Genomic DNA, 16265 nt, shown 5'->3' with positions numbered 1-16265 from the left:
TTTTTTTTTATGATAAAAACTTTTATTTATAAATCGATGTATCTTTGATATTTAAATTTCCTTATGGTAAATGAAAGCAATATTTTTTATCGAGAATTATTAAAAAAATTCAAGTTTGTCCCTACAAATAGGCAACAAAAATTGCTGCATGATTTGTCTAATTTTGTTTTGTCTAAAGGAAACGATACAATTTTTTTACTCAAAGGATATGCGGGAACAGGAAAAACAACAGCTATAGGTGCGTTTGTAAATAGTTTGTGGAAAGTTCAAAAAAAAGCAGTCTTATTAGCCCCCACAGGTAGAGCCGCAAAAGTAATTGCATCTTATGCTAAACGACCTGCTTTTACAATTCATAAAAGAATATATTTTCCAAAAAAACAAAGTAATGGTGCTGTAGACTTTGTATTACAAGTTAATAAATTTACAAACACTATTTTTATTGTTGATGAAGCTTCTATGATACCAGATGGTAGACAAAGTCAGCAGTTATTTGATAAACGTTCTTTACTAGATGATCTTATTAGCTATGTAAACGAAGGCAAAAATTGTAAACTTATTTTTGTAGGAGATACAGCTCAACTTCCACCAGTGAAGTTAAATATAAGTCCCGCGTTAGAAACATCAGAATTAGAAAGTCGTTTTGATAAAAAAATTCTAGAGATTGAGTTGGATGAAGTAATGAGGCAACACAAAGATTCTGGTATATTAAGTAATGCAACTTCTTTACGATTGGCTATTCAGAATGAAGAAGATAATTTTAAGTTTGATATAGATTATCCAGACATCGTTAGGTTAGAAGATAGTTATGATATTGAGGATGCATTGGTAACAGCTTACGATAGCATTGGAATAGAAGACACTGCATTTATAGTAAGATCTAATAAAAGAGCAAACTTATACAATCAGCAAATTAGAATGAAAATTAGAGGTCAGGAAAATGAAATTTCTGCCGGAGATTATATCATGGTAGTCAAAAATAATTATTTTTGGTTAGATGATTCTTCACCTGCTGGGTTTATAGCAAATGGAGATATATGTGAGGTGCTTCGTATTTTTTCAATCAAAGAATTGTATGGGTTTAAATTTGCAGAGGTGTTGCTAAGAATGGTAGATTACCCAGGTATACAGCCATTTGAAACTGTCCTTGTACTAGATACACTTGTAAGTGAAAGTCCATCTTTAACCTATGAAGAATCAAACAAACTGTATGAAGCTGTAAGGGAAGATTATCTAGATGAGAAATCAAAATTTAAACAATATCAAAAAATTAAAAAGAACAAATATTTTAATGCATTGCAAGTAAAATTTTCTTACGCAATAACTTGTCACAAATCTCAAGGAGGGCAATGGAAAAGAGTGTTTATAGAGCAACCTTATTTACCTAATGGAGTTTCTAAAGAGTATTACAGATGGTTATACACAGCAGTAACGCGTGCACAACAAAATTTATATTTAATAGGCTTTAAAGATGATTTTTTTATTTCTTAATCTAACGTGAATTCGACTTAAAAAATTTACGTCAGTCAGATTGATTTTTGACAAAAACTTAATTTCAATACAATTTTTATCTGTTTCACTTTTAAAAACACTTAAATTGATAGCTTTTTTAGCATTGTATTTTAAATCAAACTCATGTTAATCTAGCAGGTAGTTTACAGTAATTCTACCATATTTATGGCCGTTTCTAGATCTTAATCCTTCAGAACGTTTAGAATTATAGATATAAGAATATCCTAAATTAAAACGATTAGCTGTAAATAAAATACCAAGTTCTATGTTAAAAACAATAGGCTTAATTTCTTTGGTTACCACACTATTTTTATTTAAAAAACTTCCTTGTAAAGTAGCGTCATAAAAGACATATTGTAAGCTTGGTTTAAAAAACACAAAAGATTCTACTTCTCTAAAAAAAGTAGTATTGTTGTTATTTAGATGAGAATTAAATGCGATTGAATTTTTAATATTTTGTAAAGGTTTTAATCCAATTCTACCAAGAATTCCAGAAGACATATTGCTAAAAACTGTTCCAACAGATCCACTATTTGTCCAAGTTAGATCAAACATATTTGTTTCTGTAGATGTTATTGTCTTTATATATTGAGCATTTATATTAAGAGATAAGGCACTCTTTATTTGATATTTCCAACCAGTAGCTCTTCTAAAGCCATAAATATTATGAATAAAGTTTTGTATCTGTTCTCCAAAAGCATTTGGACCTAAAAAACCGAGTTGCAATGAAGTGTTTATAATTTTATTATTTTTAAAGACTCTATTTATACCAAAACTACCATAAAGGTGACCTGCAAAAGGCCTGTCATGTAAATCTATTGTTTCAACTGTTGGCCTTATAGGTGTATATATCTCATGCCCCAATTTCCATTCATAAGAGAGCTTTTCTAAATGCTGCTGTTTTTTTTTAGATAAATATCTGTAAGATAAAAAAACACCACTACTGTAATACCGGTCTCTTTGTGTAGAAACATATAAGTCATTATCTGTAATAAAACCAACTTCTTGAGAATATTTTTCTTGTGCTACAAAGCAAGAAGTTAATAATAATGCAATAATAAATAGTACAACTTTCATGGAGTAACAAATATAAAAGAACTTATTGAAAATGCTCTTTTTTTATGGTTTTTGTAGAAAAAAGTAATTACATTTAACATCTAAAGTGCATTTATGAATAAAAAATCGAGTTTGACCAAAGAAGACTTTGAATCTTTAGAAAATAAAGACCAATTGCTATCTTTATTAGAGGAGAAAAGTAGTGTATATAAGAAAGTAAAAAAGACATTATTATATGATAAAGAGTTAAGATCTCTGCAAATAGAATTGGTAAAATTACAACGTTGGATATCAAAAGAAAATAAAAGGGTAGCTGTTGTTTTTGAAGGAAGAGATGCCGCTGGAAAAGGAGGTAATATAAGAAGGTTTATGGAGCATCTTAATCCAAGATCAACCAGACTTGTTGCACTTAATAAACCTACAGAAATAGAGAAAGGACAATGGTATTTTCAACGATATATCAAAGAGTTACCAAATCCAGGAGAAATTGTTTTCTTTGATAGAAGTTGGTATAATAGAGCAGTAGTAGAACCTGTGATGGGGTTTTGTACAGAAAAACAATATAAAGAGTTTTTAGTTCAAGTGCCTGAGTTTGAGCATATGATGTATGAAGATGGTGTAATTATTATAAAATTTTGGCTATCTATAACTAAAGACGAACAACTAAAACGCTTTGAAGACCGAAACGAGAACCCATTAAAACGTTGGAAATTTAGTCCAGTAGATAAACAAGGACAAATATTATGGGACAAGTATACGCATTACAAAGAAGAAATGTTTTCTAAAACCCATACTTCTTATAGTCCTTGGGTAATGATAAAAACCAATGATAAAAAAGTAGCAAGATTAGAAGCAATAAGACATGTACTATCGCAATTTAATTACCAAGACAAAGAGCATGCAGAAACTGTTTTAAATCCAGACCCTAATGTAGTAATGCGTTACTACCGTTCTAACGTTCATGTAGATTAATTATGAAAAGAAATTTATCCGAAAAAGAAGTTCGAAAATTAAATAGCAAACAAGCTTTGGTGGCTTTGTTGTCTAAAGAACCTTTAAATGTAGAGAGAGGGTTAAGGTATGTAAACTATCAACGTAAATTAAAAAAACTTCAAGTAGAATTAATTCGTTTGCAAACTTGGGCAATCAATAATAATGAACGAATTATTGTAGTTTTTGAAGGTAGAGATGCAGCAGGAAAAGGAGGTGCTATTAGAAGGATAACCGAACGTATCAACCCACGTCATATGCGAATTGTAGCTTTACCAAAACCATCAAAAGACGAAAAATCACAATGGTATTTTCAGCGATATGTAGAGCAATTTCCAAAGGCGGGGGAAATTGTTTTATTTGATAGAAGTTGGTACAATAGAGCTGTTATAGAACCTGTAAATAACTTTTGTTCCTCTGAAGAACATAAAATTTTTATGAATCAAGTAAATGATTTTGAGAGGATGATTTTAGAGTCAGGCATTCATCTTGTAAAAATTTATATGTCTATTTCTAAGAAAGAACAAGCCAAACGTTTTGCAGATATTAAAAGTGATCCATTAAAACAATGGAAAATGACTAAGTTAGATGAGAAAGCTCAAGATCTTTGGGAACAGTATACAGAATACAAAAAAGCAATGTTTGAAAAAACAGACACAGAGCTTTCTCCCTGGAAAATCATAAGAGCCAATAGAAAAACAGAAGCTAGGGTTAATGTAATTAATCACATATTACAGCGTATTCCTTACGATAAGACGCTGAAAGTTTAAATAACTAAAGACTTACTTTTTGAAATATAAAGTAAATTTCTGCAGCAATTTGCTTACTGGTTTTTAAGTATGCCTCATCTTGTTTTTCAGTTTCATCAAATGCTTTAGGATCTACAAAAGGCAAATGAAACCTTTCTAAAGCTTCTGGTATAAAAGGACAATTGGCATCTGCATTATTACAAGTAGTAATGGCTACAAAAGGATTATTATTTTCTGGATGGTCATATCGTTTAGAAAACCCTAAAATAGATTTAGAAGTACCCTCAAAAGAGATATGATATTTAGGGTTTTGATGAGAAAAATCTGCCACTTGAAATGTAAAGCCAACCTTTTGTAATGTTTTTACAGTGTTTCTAAAAAAAGCTGTTACTTCTGTGCCTCCTGAAAAAGAATTTATTTTTAGATTAAAATATTCTGCGGCAAAAAACGCCCAAACTTGTCCTAACTGACTTCTTCTAGAATTATGGGTACATATAAAATTAAGATTGACTACGCCACTTTTTTTGTATTCTTGAGTAATATATTTAGCAATTTTAGAAAGTGTTTCTTTTCTATCTTCAGAAATAATAACAGACTTAAATGCATTTTTGAAGAAGTTTTTTGTAGATGTTGTTGCTATCTTAACCATCCTTATTATTTTTGTACAAAGATACCATCATAACAAAAGACAGTAAATTAAGAGAAGGTTAAGAATGTGTTTAGAAATTGGAAACAAGGTAGCGGTTTTAGATGATGTTTTAAAAGGTGTTGTTACACATATTTCTGGTAATACTATCTCTATTAAAACTTCTGATGGTATGATATTTAACTTTACAGCTAAAGAACTTGTAAAAATTGATATTGATCAAAAAGAACTCTCTAAATATTCAGATATTAACAATCCTTTATTAAAAGAAAAAACAACGCTAAAACAACCTCAAAAAGCTCTATTTAAGAAAGAGAAAAGTGAAGTCATTTTAGAAGTAGATTTACATATTAATCAACTAGTCAAATCTACAAGAAATATGGATAATTTTGATATGCTAAACCTTCAATTAGATACAGCAAAAAGAAAAATAGAATATGCTATTTCCAAACGAATTTCTAAACTTGTTTTTATTCATGGAGTGGGCGAAGGGGTTTTAAAATCAGAATTACAAAGACTATTAGGTAAATACCCTATAAAATATTATGATGCTTCTTACAAAAAATATGGATTAGGAGCTACAGAAGTTTATATATATCAGAATGTCAAATAATTGTATTTTTGTAATATGAAAACGGTTTATTTAGACAACGCAGCTACTACCAAAATAGATGATGAAGTTATAGAGGTAATGCATGCTGCAATGAAAGAAAATTACGGTAATCCATCCTCAACCCATCAATTTGGTAGAACAGCAAAATCAGCAGTAGAAACTGCTAGAAAAAATATTGCCTCACACTTTAAGGCGTCTGCTAGTGAAATCATTTTTACATCAGGTGGTACAGAGGGAGATAATCTAATATTATACAATGCTGTGCTTAATTTGGGGGTTAAAAGGATTTTAACATCTAAAATAGAACATCATGCAGTTTTACATACTGTAAAATATTTATCTAAAGCGTATAATATTTCAGTTGATTATGTAAAAGTTAATGAATTTGGTGAAATAGATTTACAACATCTTGAAGAACTTTTAATTTCTTTTAATGTTAAAACTTTAGTGAGTCTAATGCATGTTAATAATGAAATAGGTGCCATTTTAGATTTACAAAGAGTAGCTCAATTGTGTAAACAATACGATGCTTTTTTTCATTCTGATACTGTACAAACTATAGGACATTTTCCGCTTAATTTAGAACAATATCCAGTTGATTTTATAGTAGCAAGTGCACATAAATTTCATGGACCTAAAGGAGTTGGTTTTGCGTATTTTAAAAAAGGTTTTGGCATTTTACCGATGTTGCTTGGTGGAGATCAAGAAAAAGGAGCTAGATCTGGTACAGAAAATGTTCATGCTATTTTAGGTATGGAAAAAGCTTTACAAATAGCTCTAAATAATATAGAAGAAGATAAAAAATATATTTTAGAGTTAAAGAGTTTCTTCATTTCAGAATTAAAAACAATTAATAATAAGATTCAGTTTAATGGAAATTCTGATGATTTAGTAAAAAATAGTTATACTATTTTAAATGTACGTTTACCACAAGAAAACGCAATGTTACTATTTAGTTTAGATTTGGCAGGTATTTCTGTTTCTGGAGGAAGCGCTTGCCAAAGTGGAAGTAATTCAGGATCTCATGTTTTATTAGAAATTTTAACTCCTGAAGAAAACAACAAAACGTCAATTCGTTTTTCTTTTTCTAAATACACTACAAAAGAAGATATTGCTTATACTATTAAAAAGCTTAAAGAAATTCTAGACTAAGCTGTTTTGGCTTTATTTAGGCAAATCAAAGCACCTAATGCCATAGCCGTTATAAATAGGGGTATTTCTAAACTTAAGGTAAGCCCTGGTGGAGGTGGAGGTGGTACAGGAGGTGGTACTACTTGTATTAAAAATGCGAACATATAATAGTTTTTTGGATGAAAAGTGCACCTAACTTTCTGTAAAGATAGGTGTACTCGTTTTTTTATTCAATAATAATTTTCTTGTTAAAGTTGCCTTTGTTAGTTTTAATATTTACAATATAAATTCCTCTTCGTATTCTTTTTCTTACTTTTAATTGAATCTTTTTTCGCTGGTTTTTAATGACCCATTTGTTGGCAGATCTACCAAAAAAGCGAGAAAATTGAATACTAGAAATTGAAATATTATCTTCTTTTTCAATGATAATTTTATTACTAGAGTTGTCAAAATAGACTTTTAAATATTCTTTTGGAGCTGTAATTATTTCAGGAATTACATCTAAAATGTTTTTTCCTTTGCTAAATGTTAAGTAAAATCTATTTGTATATGTACCAGAGTCTAAATTTAATTTTACATTTTTTGATAAATCATATATAGAGTCTGTAACTTTATCTTTCAAATAGATAGAAGATTTGATGTGATTTTTTTCATCTATACCTATAGAAAATTCACCATTATAATTTAAAACTATTTCTAAAGGAACTTCTAAATTTGAACTTATTTCTTGAACTCCGGCAATAGAATATTTTAATTCATCATCATTAAACTTCCAATAGATATCAGTATCATTCAAGTCAAACAACTCACTATCATAACCATTTTCATTAGCAAAAGAATTGTTTTTATTAAAAGATATTCCTATTTGCCTATGAATGGTTTGTTTTTTAGGCTCAGTATAGTCCATCCCTAATTTTAAAATGGGCAGTTCGTTGGGGTCTTTAAAATCTATAATCGGAAAAATATCAAGTACTTTTTCTAAAAGATTTGTATCTCTTTCTGCATCTATGATGCTATTTGTTTTATATTCTCGTTGACTGTTATTAAAAACAATTTTACCACCAGCCTCGCTACCACCAACAAAAAAACCAACTCCAACAGGAATATAGTTACCCGGGCTTTGGTAAGTTTCGACATTTATGTTACTACTATTTAGTCTATTTCTCTCGTTACTAGGAACTAGATTTGCAGAGATTCCCATAGCTATATTTCGTGTTGCATAACCCCCAATATATCCGTTAAAAGAATGACCAGCTGTATTAGAAGATGCTATATCTTCTTCACCTGCATGTTGCCAAAAGTATAAAGTACCATTGATGGCGTTAATATTGTCTTCTATAAACTTTTTTGCACTAATGGTAGAAGGGTAAGGATTTCCTAATAAATAAGAATCTCCTGCTCCAATAGTGGTGGTTAATTCTCCATCTTTGGCACTGCCAAAAAATGTGAAATTCTGCTCAACACCTGTTCCTTTTATCAAAAAACCATTGGTTTGATTAATAATACCAGTACTTCTCTTTTGTTCGTAATTTGCTCTTGAGCCATTATTGCTAGAAAAAGTATATATCCAATAATCTGCAATACTTATTGGGCTTGTTGTGTCTCCATCAAAACCAGTAACAAAATTAATGTCAGTAATTTCAGAATTTAAAGAAATAGGGTTAGTACCATCTTTTAAAACATTAGAAATAGTAAAGTTTTCATGGTCTAAGGTATTAACAGGGCTACTTAAATAACTGTACCTATAAATACTTGCGACTTCGGTTTTCTTGTCTATTAGAATTTTACCCAAACCATAAAATTGTTTTTTATTTTGATGTACTTGAATTAGTTCAGATGTGTTTGCTAATCTAATTTGATCACCTCTATCAACTAAAGTAATACTATCAGAAACAAGAAGTAAATTATTATTGATTAACAATTTACTGTTATTTTTAACTTTTAGTTTTCGTGCTGTTAACGAAATAGAATCATGTTCATAATCTTCTTTTACAGCTACAAATCTAGATCTATCTGGGTAACCGTTGGTCCAAACTCCGTTGACCCTCTCTGTAGGATTTATTCTGTGTAACCCCAGCAATATGTTAGCATTTTTATTTGCCTTTATGATTTCTGAAAATAAAGGAGAATGAGGGTGTCGCTCTGGGCCTCCTTCTGCTAAATCTCTGTACGGATTTAAATTATCATCTATAAATGCAACCCACTCATTGTCTGAGTGATTCTTATTGGGTGCAGTAATTTCATCTATTCTAACATAAGCAGTGTTATTTTCTATATTTTTAGAAACGTCAATTCTAGATTCCCAAGTTAACTTACCCCCAGCTCTAGAAATAGTAATTGTATTATTAGAACCAGATAAATTTGTGATAAAATTATTTACAAAAGGGATGCCTTTTAACAAAGAAATAGCGTTATTGTTATTTTTAAATACTAATGATTCACCTGGTTTTATTTCTGATGGATTTTTGCTAGCCTCGTTGGGAGTAACTCTTGTAAAATCATCATTTTCGCCTTTAAATAAACCAATTGTAATTGAATTTTTAGGAATAATAGCAGTTGGATGAATGTTGGTGATTTCTATCCAATTATCTTTATTAGACTTAATAACCTGTGTAATCATAGGAGTTCCGCACGCATTAATATCTTTATTAGTTGCATAATGATAGGCATCTCTAAAATTGGCTTGAGTATTTCTGTAATCTGTATTTTCTAAGTTGTTAGAAAAGCCATTTGCCCCAAAGTTTCCTTGAATAATTGCATTTTCTAAAAATGTAGATTTTTTTTCTGAAGAGGTAGCTATAAAAATATCAGGAACACATGATTCTACAGCATCAGAACATCCATCATTATCTGAGTCTAAATCTAATCTGTTAGGTATTCCATCATTATCTGTGTCAATATCTGTTAAAATAGAAAAAGATTGATGCTCTAAATAATCTAATATAATAGAACCTCCATTATTTTTAATCATTTTTATTTTGATATACTTAGTGTTCTTATTTAATTTGTAATAGGTGTTTCTAGGATAATATCCAAAATAATGACTTATGTATTTTGGGTTAGAAGTTAAAGATCCATCTGCGTTTGATTGTTCTAGCAAAAGTGTTTTTTTACTGTTGTATTTTCCGTAAGTTCTAAAATTGATATAGGTATTTGCAGGAATTTCTTTTCCAAGATTTACTATCAATTCATCATTTTTTGTGTTAAACTCAGCGCCTTTACCGTTAATTCCGTCAGTTACATAATTTGCAAAACGAACCCCTTTATTTTTGGTAAATAGAGGGCTACCTATAGCAGTAGATTTTTTAATTGTTTTGTAAGAAGATTCTATCTTATCTAAGATTCCGTCATTGTCGTCATCAATATCAACAGAATCATAGATTCCATCATTGTCACTGTCTATCTCATTAGTTGTTTCTATAAATGTAAATCCTGAGATGGCAAAACCATTGCCTTTGTTGGGTTTGCAAGTAGAACAGTTATTCCACTTAATATTAATAGACTTTATCTTTTTTAAAGAAAAGAATTGAACGTTTACCAATGCTTTGTTTCCTAAATAAGGCCTAATAGCATCTATAACTCCATTATTTTGATTAGATTTATAAGAAGGGTAATAAGAATTTGTAAAACTTGGTGATATTTTTTCACCACTAACAGTAGTAGCTGTCAATGTAAACTTTCCACCACTGTCTTGTGATTTGTTAATGTGCATCAAATTAAAAGAAACATGTTCAACTGGCTTGCTAAATGTTGAATTTATTCTTATATCTTCATTAAAAGAGAAACCTTTTGTATAAAACTGTAAACTTTCTTTGTTAGTAGCATCTTTACCAATTGCCGGTGAATTTTTAGTAGTTTTACTATAAGGCCATTTAGATAAAGAATTTGTTTCTCCTAAAACCGTAAAGTTAATATCTATCTTAGAAGCATTAATGTTTGTTATTTTTTTTGATAATTTTCCATCTTCCCAATTAAAGTTGGTAGTACTATTTTCACTTGTACTCCATGTAAATTTATTAGATGTTTTTAGATTTATCTGACAATAACTAATTGACACATAAAAACATAAGGTAAATAGTTGAGTTATTTTTAATTTATTACTCTTTGTAGTAGTGGTGTAAGGCATTAATACATTATTTTGAATTATATTAATACTTACGAAAAGATCAAAAAGATGGTTTTAAAAAAACAACTTTTTTTAAATAACTTTAATAAAAAAGAGTGACATAAAAGCCACTCTTCTAAGACACGAAACGTGGGGTATCATGTCATATAAACATACCTTTGGGAGTAGTTATCTCTTTACTAAGGTGTTAAACACTCTTAAAGTATCTTTTTTGATAATTTTAGCATTACGATCTAAGGTGACTTCAATTACATGTTCAGGGCTAGATACCTGAAAAATATAACTATATTGTCTAAAAGAAGTAATGTGATAATTTGGATACTCCTTTTCTACGGTAGCTTTGTTGGATTGATAATACTCTAATTCTGTTTTTACGGGTTGACAGCTAGCTAGTACCCCTACAAATGTTAAAGCAATAAACGCTTTTTTCATAATAAAATAATTAAATAATTAAAACAAACTATTATTAGAAATAAAATAAACAGGAGCTAACTTTGTAGAGGAGTTTTGCTTTTAGATATCCTGTTACTATTACAATAATAGCAACTAAATAAAACTTATAAAGTTAGGGAGCTTTAATAAATATACAGCACAAGTAGACGAATCTAATTGACTATGAACTTTATTATAAATTTAAAAAGAGGGTACATCAATAAGGGGATATTGATTGTGCAAATATATAAAATTATTTTAATTTCAAAAAAGAAATAGTATAATTTATACCCAAATTTATAAAAGGACTACTTAGCTCACCTGCTCTTGCTTTGACATATCCGCCTGAAGCTCTTAATTTTAATGTATTTGACAATGTATAATCTAAACCTGCACTTGGTTTTATAATTAATCCTTGTCCTGTAGAAATATTACCACCACCAGCAGCACCAGCTAAAGTTTGTACAAAAAATGAGGTAGAATTGTTTAATAAGAGATTAGATTTTAAACCAAAACCTACAATTCCTTCTGCGTAAGCACCTGCATTACCAAAATTAGCAAATGAAGTTTGTCCAGCTACATAAAGATTTTTTGTTAAATCAAAGTTTACCTGAAGAGATATTTGATGCATATCTTCAGTAGGATTTTCTTTTCTTTTTGCATTAAAGTATAAGTCTTGTTTTACAATAATGTTAAGCCCTTTTAATTTAGCACTTTCTCTATTAGATTTAGTAGATTGAATTCCGTCTTTTTCCAAATAATATTTAAGGCCAACACCATATGATTCGCTGTAAAAATCTGAGTTAGGAGACATTACAAACCCTTTGTTTAAAGAAATAAAGGCATCTTTAAATATTTGCTGTTCTATAGAGATGTCTGGGTAAATTAAAAAGCCACCTTTTGTATCTACACCGCCACCGCCACCAGCACCAACACCAAATTTGGCAAGCAAGTTAGTTCTATTTCTATTAAATGAAAGTAAGTACCCTGACCCAAAAAAGACATCCATATATCCTCCAGGTATTCCGCTAAAAGCACCATCTACCTTAATAAAAGCAAACCAATTTTTATAAAAATAAGATGCAATTTCAAAACCGGCTAATCTAATTGTTGCTAGGTTGTATTTTGGGTCAAGAGTATTTCTAGATCTTCCTTTAGTAACTAAATTGTTTAAGTGCATCATTACAGAAAATTTACCTGCCTTTGTATCCCATTCAGAGTTTTTTAAATGCTGAATATTATACATTTTTTCTCTATTGTTATAGTTAGCATAATCATAATCTAAAGGAATTTCTACTGCAAAATTTAGTTGATGATTTTTTATCAATCCATTGTCAAAAAAATTCACATAACTCCAACCAGCATTTAAAGAGAAATCTCTAAACTCATAACCTATATTAAAGTGTGGTAAAATAAAAGCGCCTCCACCATCAGGGGCGTTTGCACCACCACCACCACCAAAATGAAAACCGCTATCTAAAAAAAGTTTTTTAGATAAGAATTTTTTATAACCTGCATTAACTCCTAGTGTAAAAAAGCCTCCTCTAGCTCCGCTAACTGCACCGTAAATACCCAAACCAGTGTAAAAATTATTTAGTAATAAATTATAATGAATTCCTGTAAACCCCATGTTGGGTTCGTTCATAATTCCTGTCTCTGGCATATTAATGGATAGAAAATCTACTTTAGCAAATCCTTTTTGAGTTATTTTTTGAGGTTTTTTTTCTAATTGAGCAAAAAAACTTTGTGTGGTTATAAGAATAACAAGTAAGCAAAAAAGTTTTTTCATAGTTGTAAATTATCTTTTATGTATGGTAATGATTACTGTTTTAGATGCAGGGGTGTTACTTACTCTAGCTTTATTTTTTAAAGCAACAAGTACATTTGCTTCAGGAAAATAAGTAGCTGTACATTGTTTTGGTATATTATAAGGGACTACTAAAAACCCTTTAGCTTCTCTTTTTTCTTTGTTAAAATGACTTGTTAAATCTACTTTATCTAATTTTTGTAAACCTAACGAGTTCATGTCCTCTTTATTCATTAATAGTACTCTTCTTTCATTCAGTATTCCTCTGTACCTATCATTAAGTCCATAGATTGTGGTATTATATTGATCATGTGTTCTTATAGTCATCATTAAAAAATGATTCTTTTTCAACTCAATTTCAGAAGGTTTATTGATACTAAAATTTGCTTTTCCTGTTCTAGTAGGTGTAAAATTATTGTCTCTGGCGTTGTTGGGTAAATAAAAACCACCATCAATCCTTACGCGTTTGTTGTAATTTTTAAATCCAGGAATTGTAGCTTCAATCTTATCACGAATCAAATCGTAATTTGCAGTTAACTTAGTCCAATTAGTTATAGAGCTTGATAAAGTGGCATTGGCAATACCAGCAACAATGGCTGGTTCGCTTAATAGGTATTTTGATGAAGGCTTTATTGTACCTTTAGATTTATGCACGACACCCATAGAGTTCTCTACTGAAACAAATTGTTCTCCCATATCTTGATAATCTATTTCTGTTCTACCCAAACACGGTAAAATTAAAGCCTTTTTACCTGTTACTAAATGGCTTCTGTTTAATTTTGTAGAAACATGAACAGTTAGACTACAGTTTTGCAAAGCCTCAGCTGTGTATTTGGTATCTGGTGTTGCAGAAATAAAATTACCTCCCATTCCAAAAAATACTTTTGCTTTTTTTGTATACATTGCCTCAATAGCATTTACGACATCAAAACCATGTTTTCTTGGAGCTTTAAACTGAAATTCTTTTTCTAAATTATCTAAAAAATCATCTTTCGGTTTTTCCCAAATCCCCATAGTTCTGTCTCCTTGAACATTAGAATGACCTCTAACGGGGCAAGTACCAGCACCTTTTTTTCCAATACTCCCTTTTAATAATAAAATATTTACAATTTCTCTAATATTATCAACTGCATTTTTGTGTTGCGTTACCCCCATAGCCCAACATATAATAATATTTTTATTGTTGATGATGAGCTGTGTAGCTTTTTTTATTTTTTCTAATGATAAACCTGTTTGAGGAAGTAGCTCTTCAATAGAATATCTATCTAGATCTTCTAATAAATCTTGAATACCAGCTGTTTTTTCTTTGATAAATTTATGATTAAATACAGAGTTTGGTACAGCATTCTCTTTTTCTTTCATCAATTTTAAGATGATTTTTAACAAAGCAACATCTCCATTTATTTTAACTTGTAAAAAAACATCTGTAAGTTCTTGACCGTTAACCCATTTTATTAGGTTTTGAGGGTTTTTAAAATTTATTAGACCAACTTCTGGCAATGGATTTATAGAAATAATTTTAGCACCATTTTGTTTGCTTTTTTCTAGGGCACTTAGCATTCTGGGATGATTGGTTCCAGGGTTTTGACCAATAACAATAACCAAGTCTGTATGGTTAAAATCATCTAAAGTTACTGAGCCTTTACCAATACCAAGTGTTTCAGAAAGTGCAGCACCACTAGATTCATGACACATATTAGAGCAATCTGGTAAATTGTTTGTACCAAATTGACGAACAAATAGTTGATATAAAAATGCAGCTTCGTTGCTTGTTCTTCCCGAAGTATAAAATATAGCTTCATCAGGAGAATCTAAATTATTTAGTTCTTCTCCAATCATCTTAAAAGCGTCTTTCCAAGAAATTTCTTGATAATGATTAGCACCTTCTGGTAAAAACATAGGCTGTGTTACGCGTCCACTTTTACCAATTTCATAATCTGATAATTCAGATAATTCTTGTACTGAATGCGTAGCAAAAAATAAAGGAGAGACTTTATTTTTTGTAGCTTCTTCAGCTACTGCTTTTGCTCCATTTTCACAATACTCTGCCAAAAGAGCTCTTTTATCATCAGGATCTGGCCATGCGCAACCGGGACAGTCAAATCCATCTTTTTGATTCAATTTGGATAGTAATTGAATGCCTTTACTTAAACCAATTTCTTTTTTAATATGTTTTACCGTAGACGCGATTGCTTTTAATCCTGCTGCTGATTTTGGTGTGTCTTTTATGCTTATTCCTGTTAGTTTTTCAGGAGGCTGTGCTTCAGAATTTTTAGGCATAACTTAATTTTGTTATTAACATAGAAGGATTAGAGTATATAGTAATCTTTTGGTTTCTTGCAAAACCTATTAAACAAATTCCGAATTCTTTAGCAAAATCTACAGCTAAAGAAGAACAAGCAGAAACAGCAACAATAATAGGTATTTTTGCCAAAAATGCTTTGGATACAATTTCATAAGAAACTCTGCCACTAACTAATAAATATTCAGCGCTTTTAAGTTGATCTGTTATAAGTAAATCTCCAATGGTTTTGTCTACAGCATTATGCCTGCCAATATCTTCTTTTATAGATAAAATTTCTTTTTTTTGATTAAATATTGCTGCAGCATGACTACCACCTGAAGAAATAAAGGTTTTTTGAATACCATTCATTTTAGAAAACATTGCATGTAAGTCTTTAGCAAAAAAATTGGAGTTGCTATTTAGTTTTTTTCCATAGACCTTAATATCTTTTAATTTTTTTTTGCCGCAAATTCCACATGAGGAGACAGATAAAAGGGTTCGTTTATTTAAATATCCTTTTCCCAATTCTTGTATAGGAATAGTCACATTAATAATGGTAGTAATGTTTTGTTCTTTTTCAATAATTTTATAAACTAAATTAGTTTCATTTTTGTAAATATCTTCTGCAAAAAGCAAGCCTCTAATTAATTCATCATCATCATCAGGGGTTCTCATCACTACAGTATAGGCTTCATTATTAATATTTATTTGAAGAGGAACTTCAATAACCAAATCATCATCGATAAAAGCATGATTACCTTGGTCTATTTTTAATCCCTGATACTTTGTAGTCTGCATAAATAAAGAAATGTAACACTTACAAAATTAGTGAAAAAGATATGCCTAAAAAAGAAAAAGCCTTGAAACGAATTTCAAGGCTTAAATCTAAGTGTTTTATACCCCTAATAATAAAACACCCAAA

At 30.0% G+C, this 16265-nt stretch carries 13 protein-coding genes; 6 read left to right on the top strand and 7 right to left on the bottom strand.

Annotation, left to right across the window (positions count from 1 at the left end):
* The first annotated feature begins 63 nt into the window (after positions 1–63).
* Positions 64–1488 carry an ATP-dependent RecD-like DNA helicase gene (locus tag DUT90_RS01825; protein ID WP_114425017.1) on the top strand — a complete coding sequence of 475 codons (1425 nt, stop codon included), beginning with the start codon at positions 64–66 and terminating at the stop codon, positions 1486–1488.
* 147 nt (positions 1489–1635) lie between these two features.
* Here DUT90_RS01825 and DUT90_RS01820 read toward each other — a convergent pair whose 3' ends face one another.
* Positions 1636–2586, bottom strand: coding sequence for a lipid A deacylase LpxR family protein (locus DUT90_RS01820; RefSeq protein WP_114425016.1), 951 nt, complete (start codon positions 2584–2586; stop codon positions 1636–1638).
* A 93-nt stretch (positions 2587–2679) separates the two neighbouring features.
* Between DUT90_RS01820 and ppk2 (DUT90_RS01815) the strand changes: the two genes are divergently transcribed.
* Both ppk2 (DUT90_RS01815) and ppk2 (DUT90_RS01810) read left to right on the top strand, forming a co-directional pair.
* Positions 2680–3537 carry a polyphosphate kinase 2 gene (gene ppk2, locus DUT90_RS01815; protein WP_114425015.1) on the top strand — a complete coding sequence of 286 codons (858 nt, stop codon included), beginning with the start codon at positions 2680–2682 and terminating at the stop codon, positions 3535–3537.
* Positions 3538–3539: 2 nt separating this feature from the next.
* Complete coding sequence (gene ppk2, locus DUT90_RS01810; RefSeq protein WP_114425014.1) at positions 3540–4325, top strand: polyphosphate kinase 2; 786 nt, start codon at positions 3540–3542, stop codon at positions 4323–4325.
* 4 nt (positions 4326–4329) lie between these two features.
* Here ppk2 (DUT90_RS01810) and DUT90_RS01805 read toward each other — a convergent pair whose 3' ends face one another.
* Positions 4330–4953 carry a hypothetical protein gene (locus DUT90_RS01805; protein WP_114425013.1) on the bottom strand — a complete coding sequence of 208 codons (624 nt, stop codon included), beginning with the start codon at positions 4951–4953 and terminating at the stop codon, positions 4330–4332.
* 64 nt (positions 4954–5017) lie between these two features.
* On the opposite strand from DUT90_RS01805, the gene DUT90_RS01800 reads away from it, so the two are divergent.
* The 3 genes from DUT90_RS01800 to DUT90_RS13310 are packed head-to-tail and all read left to right on the top strand — an operon-like array spanning position 5018 to position 6862.
* Positions 5018–5563, top strand: coding sequence for a Smr/MutS family protein (locus tag DUT90_RS01800; protein WP_114425012.1), 546 nt, complete (start codon positions 5018–5020; stop codon positions 5561–5563).
* Positions 5564–5578: 15 nt separating this feature from the next.
* Entirely contained in the window at positions 5579–6715 is a 1137-nt protein-coding gene (locus DUT90_RS01795) for a cysteine desulfurase family protein (protein WP_114425011.1), read from the top strand.
* A 6-nt stretch (positions 6716–6721) separates the two neighbouring features.
* Positions 6722–6862: a hypothetical protein gene (locus tag DUT90_RS13310; RefSeq protein ID WP_181858121.1), complete on the top strand. Its 141-nt coding sequence runs from the start codon at positions 6722–6724 to the stop codon at positions 6860–6862.
* Between the two features lie 58 nt (positions 6863–6920).
* Here DUT90_RS13310 and DUT90_RS01790 read toward each other — a convergent pair whose 3' ends face one another.
* The 5 genes from DUT90_RS01790 to fdhD form a co-directional block, all read right to left on the bottom strand.
* On the bottom strand, positions 6921–10820 hold the full coding sequence (locus DUT90_RS01790) for a hypothetical protein (protein WP_114425010.1): 3900 nt from the start codon (positions 10818–10820) through the stop codon (positions 6921–6923).
* A 168-nt stretch (positions 10821–10988) separates the two neighbouring features.
* A complete protein-coding gene (locus DUT90_RS01785) occupies positions 10989–11252 on the bottom strand; it encodes a hypothetical protein (RefSeq protein WP_114425009.1) in 264 nt (87 codons plus the stop codon).
* A 253-nt stretch (positions 11253–11505) separates the two neighbouring features.
* On the bottom strand, positions 11506–13041 hold the full coding sequence (locus DUT90_RS01780; RefSeq protein ID WP_114425008.1) for a hypothetical protein: 1536 nt from the start codon (positions 13039–13041) through the stop codon (positions 11506–11508).
* A gap of 9 nt (positions 13042–13050) precedes the next feature.
* Complete coding sequence (locus DUT90_RS01775) at positions 13051–15339, bottom strand: FdhF/YdeP family oxidoreductase (RefSeq protein ID WP_114425007.1); 2289 nt, start codon at positions 15337–15339, stop codon at positions 13051–13053.
* The gene (gene fdhD / locus DUT90_RS01770) at positions 15332–16141 is read right to left on the bottom strand and encodes a formate dehydrogenase accessory sulfurtransferase FdhD (protein ID WP_114425006.1); all 810 of its coding nucleotides are present in this window, start codon (positions 16139–16141) and stop codon (positions 15332–15334) included. Before fdhD ends, DUT90_RS01775 begins: the two co-directional genes overlap by 8 nt.
* Positions 16142–16265: the final 124 nt, after the last annotated feature.

The sequence above is a fragment of the Polaribacter sp. WD7 genome (assembly GCF_003335085.1).
Classification (GTDB): domain Bacteria; phylum Bacteroidota; class Bacteroidia; order Flavobacteriales; family Flavobacteriaceae; genus Polaribacter.
This window is presented reverse-complemented; position numbering and strand designations above follow the sequence as displayed.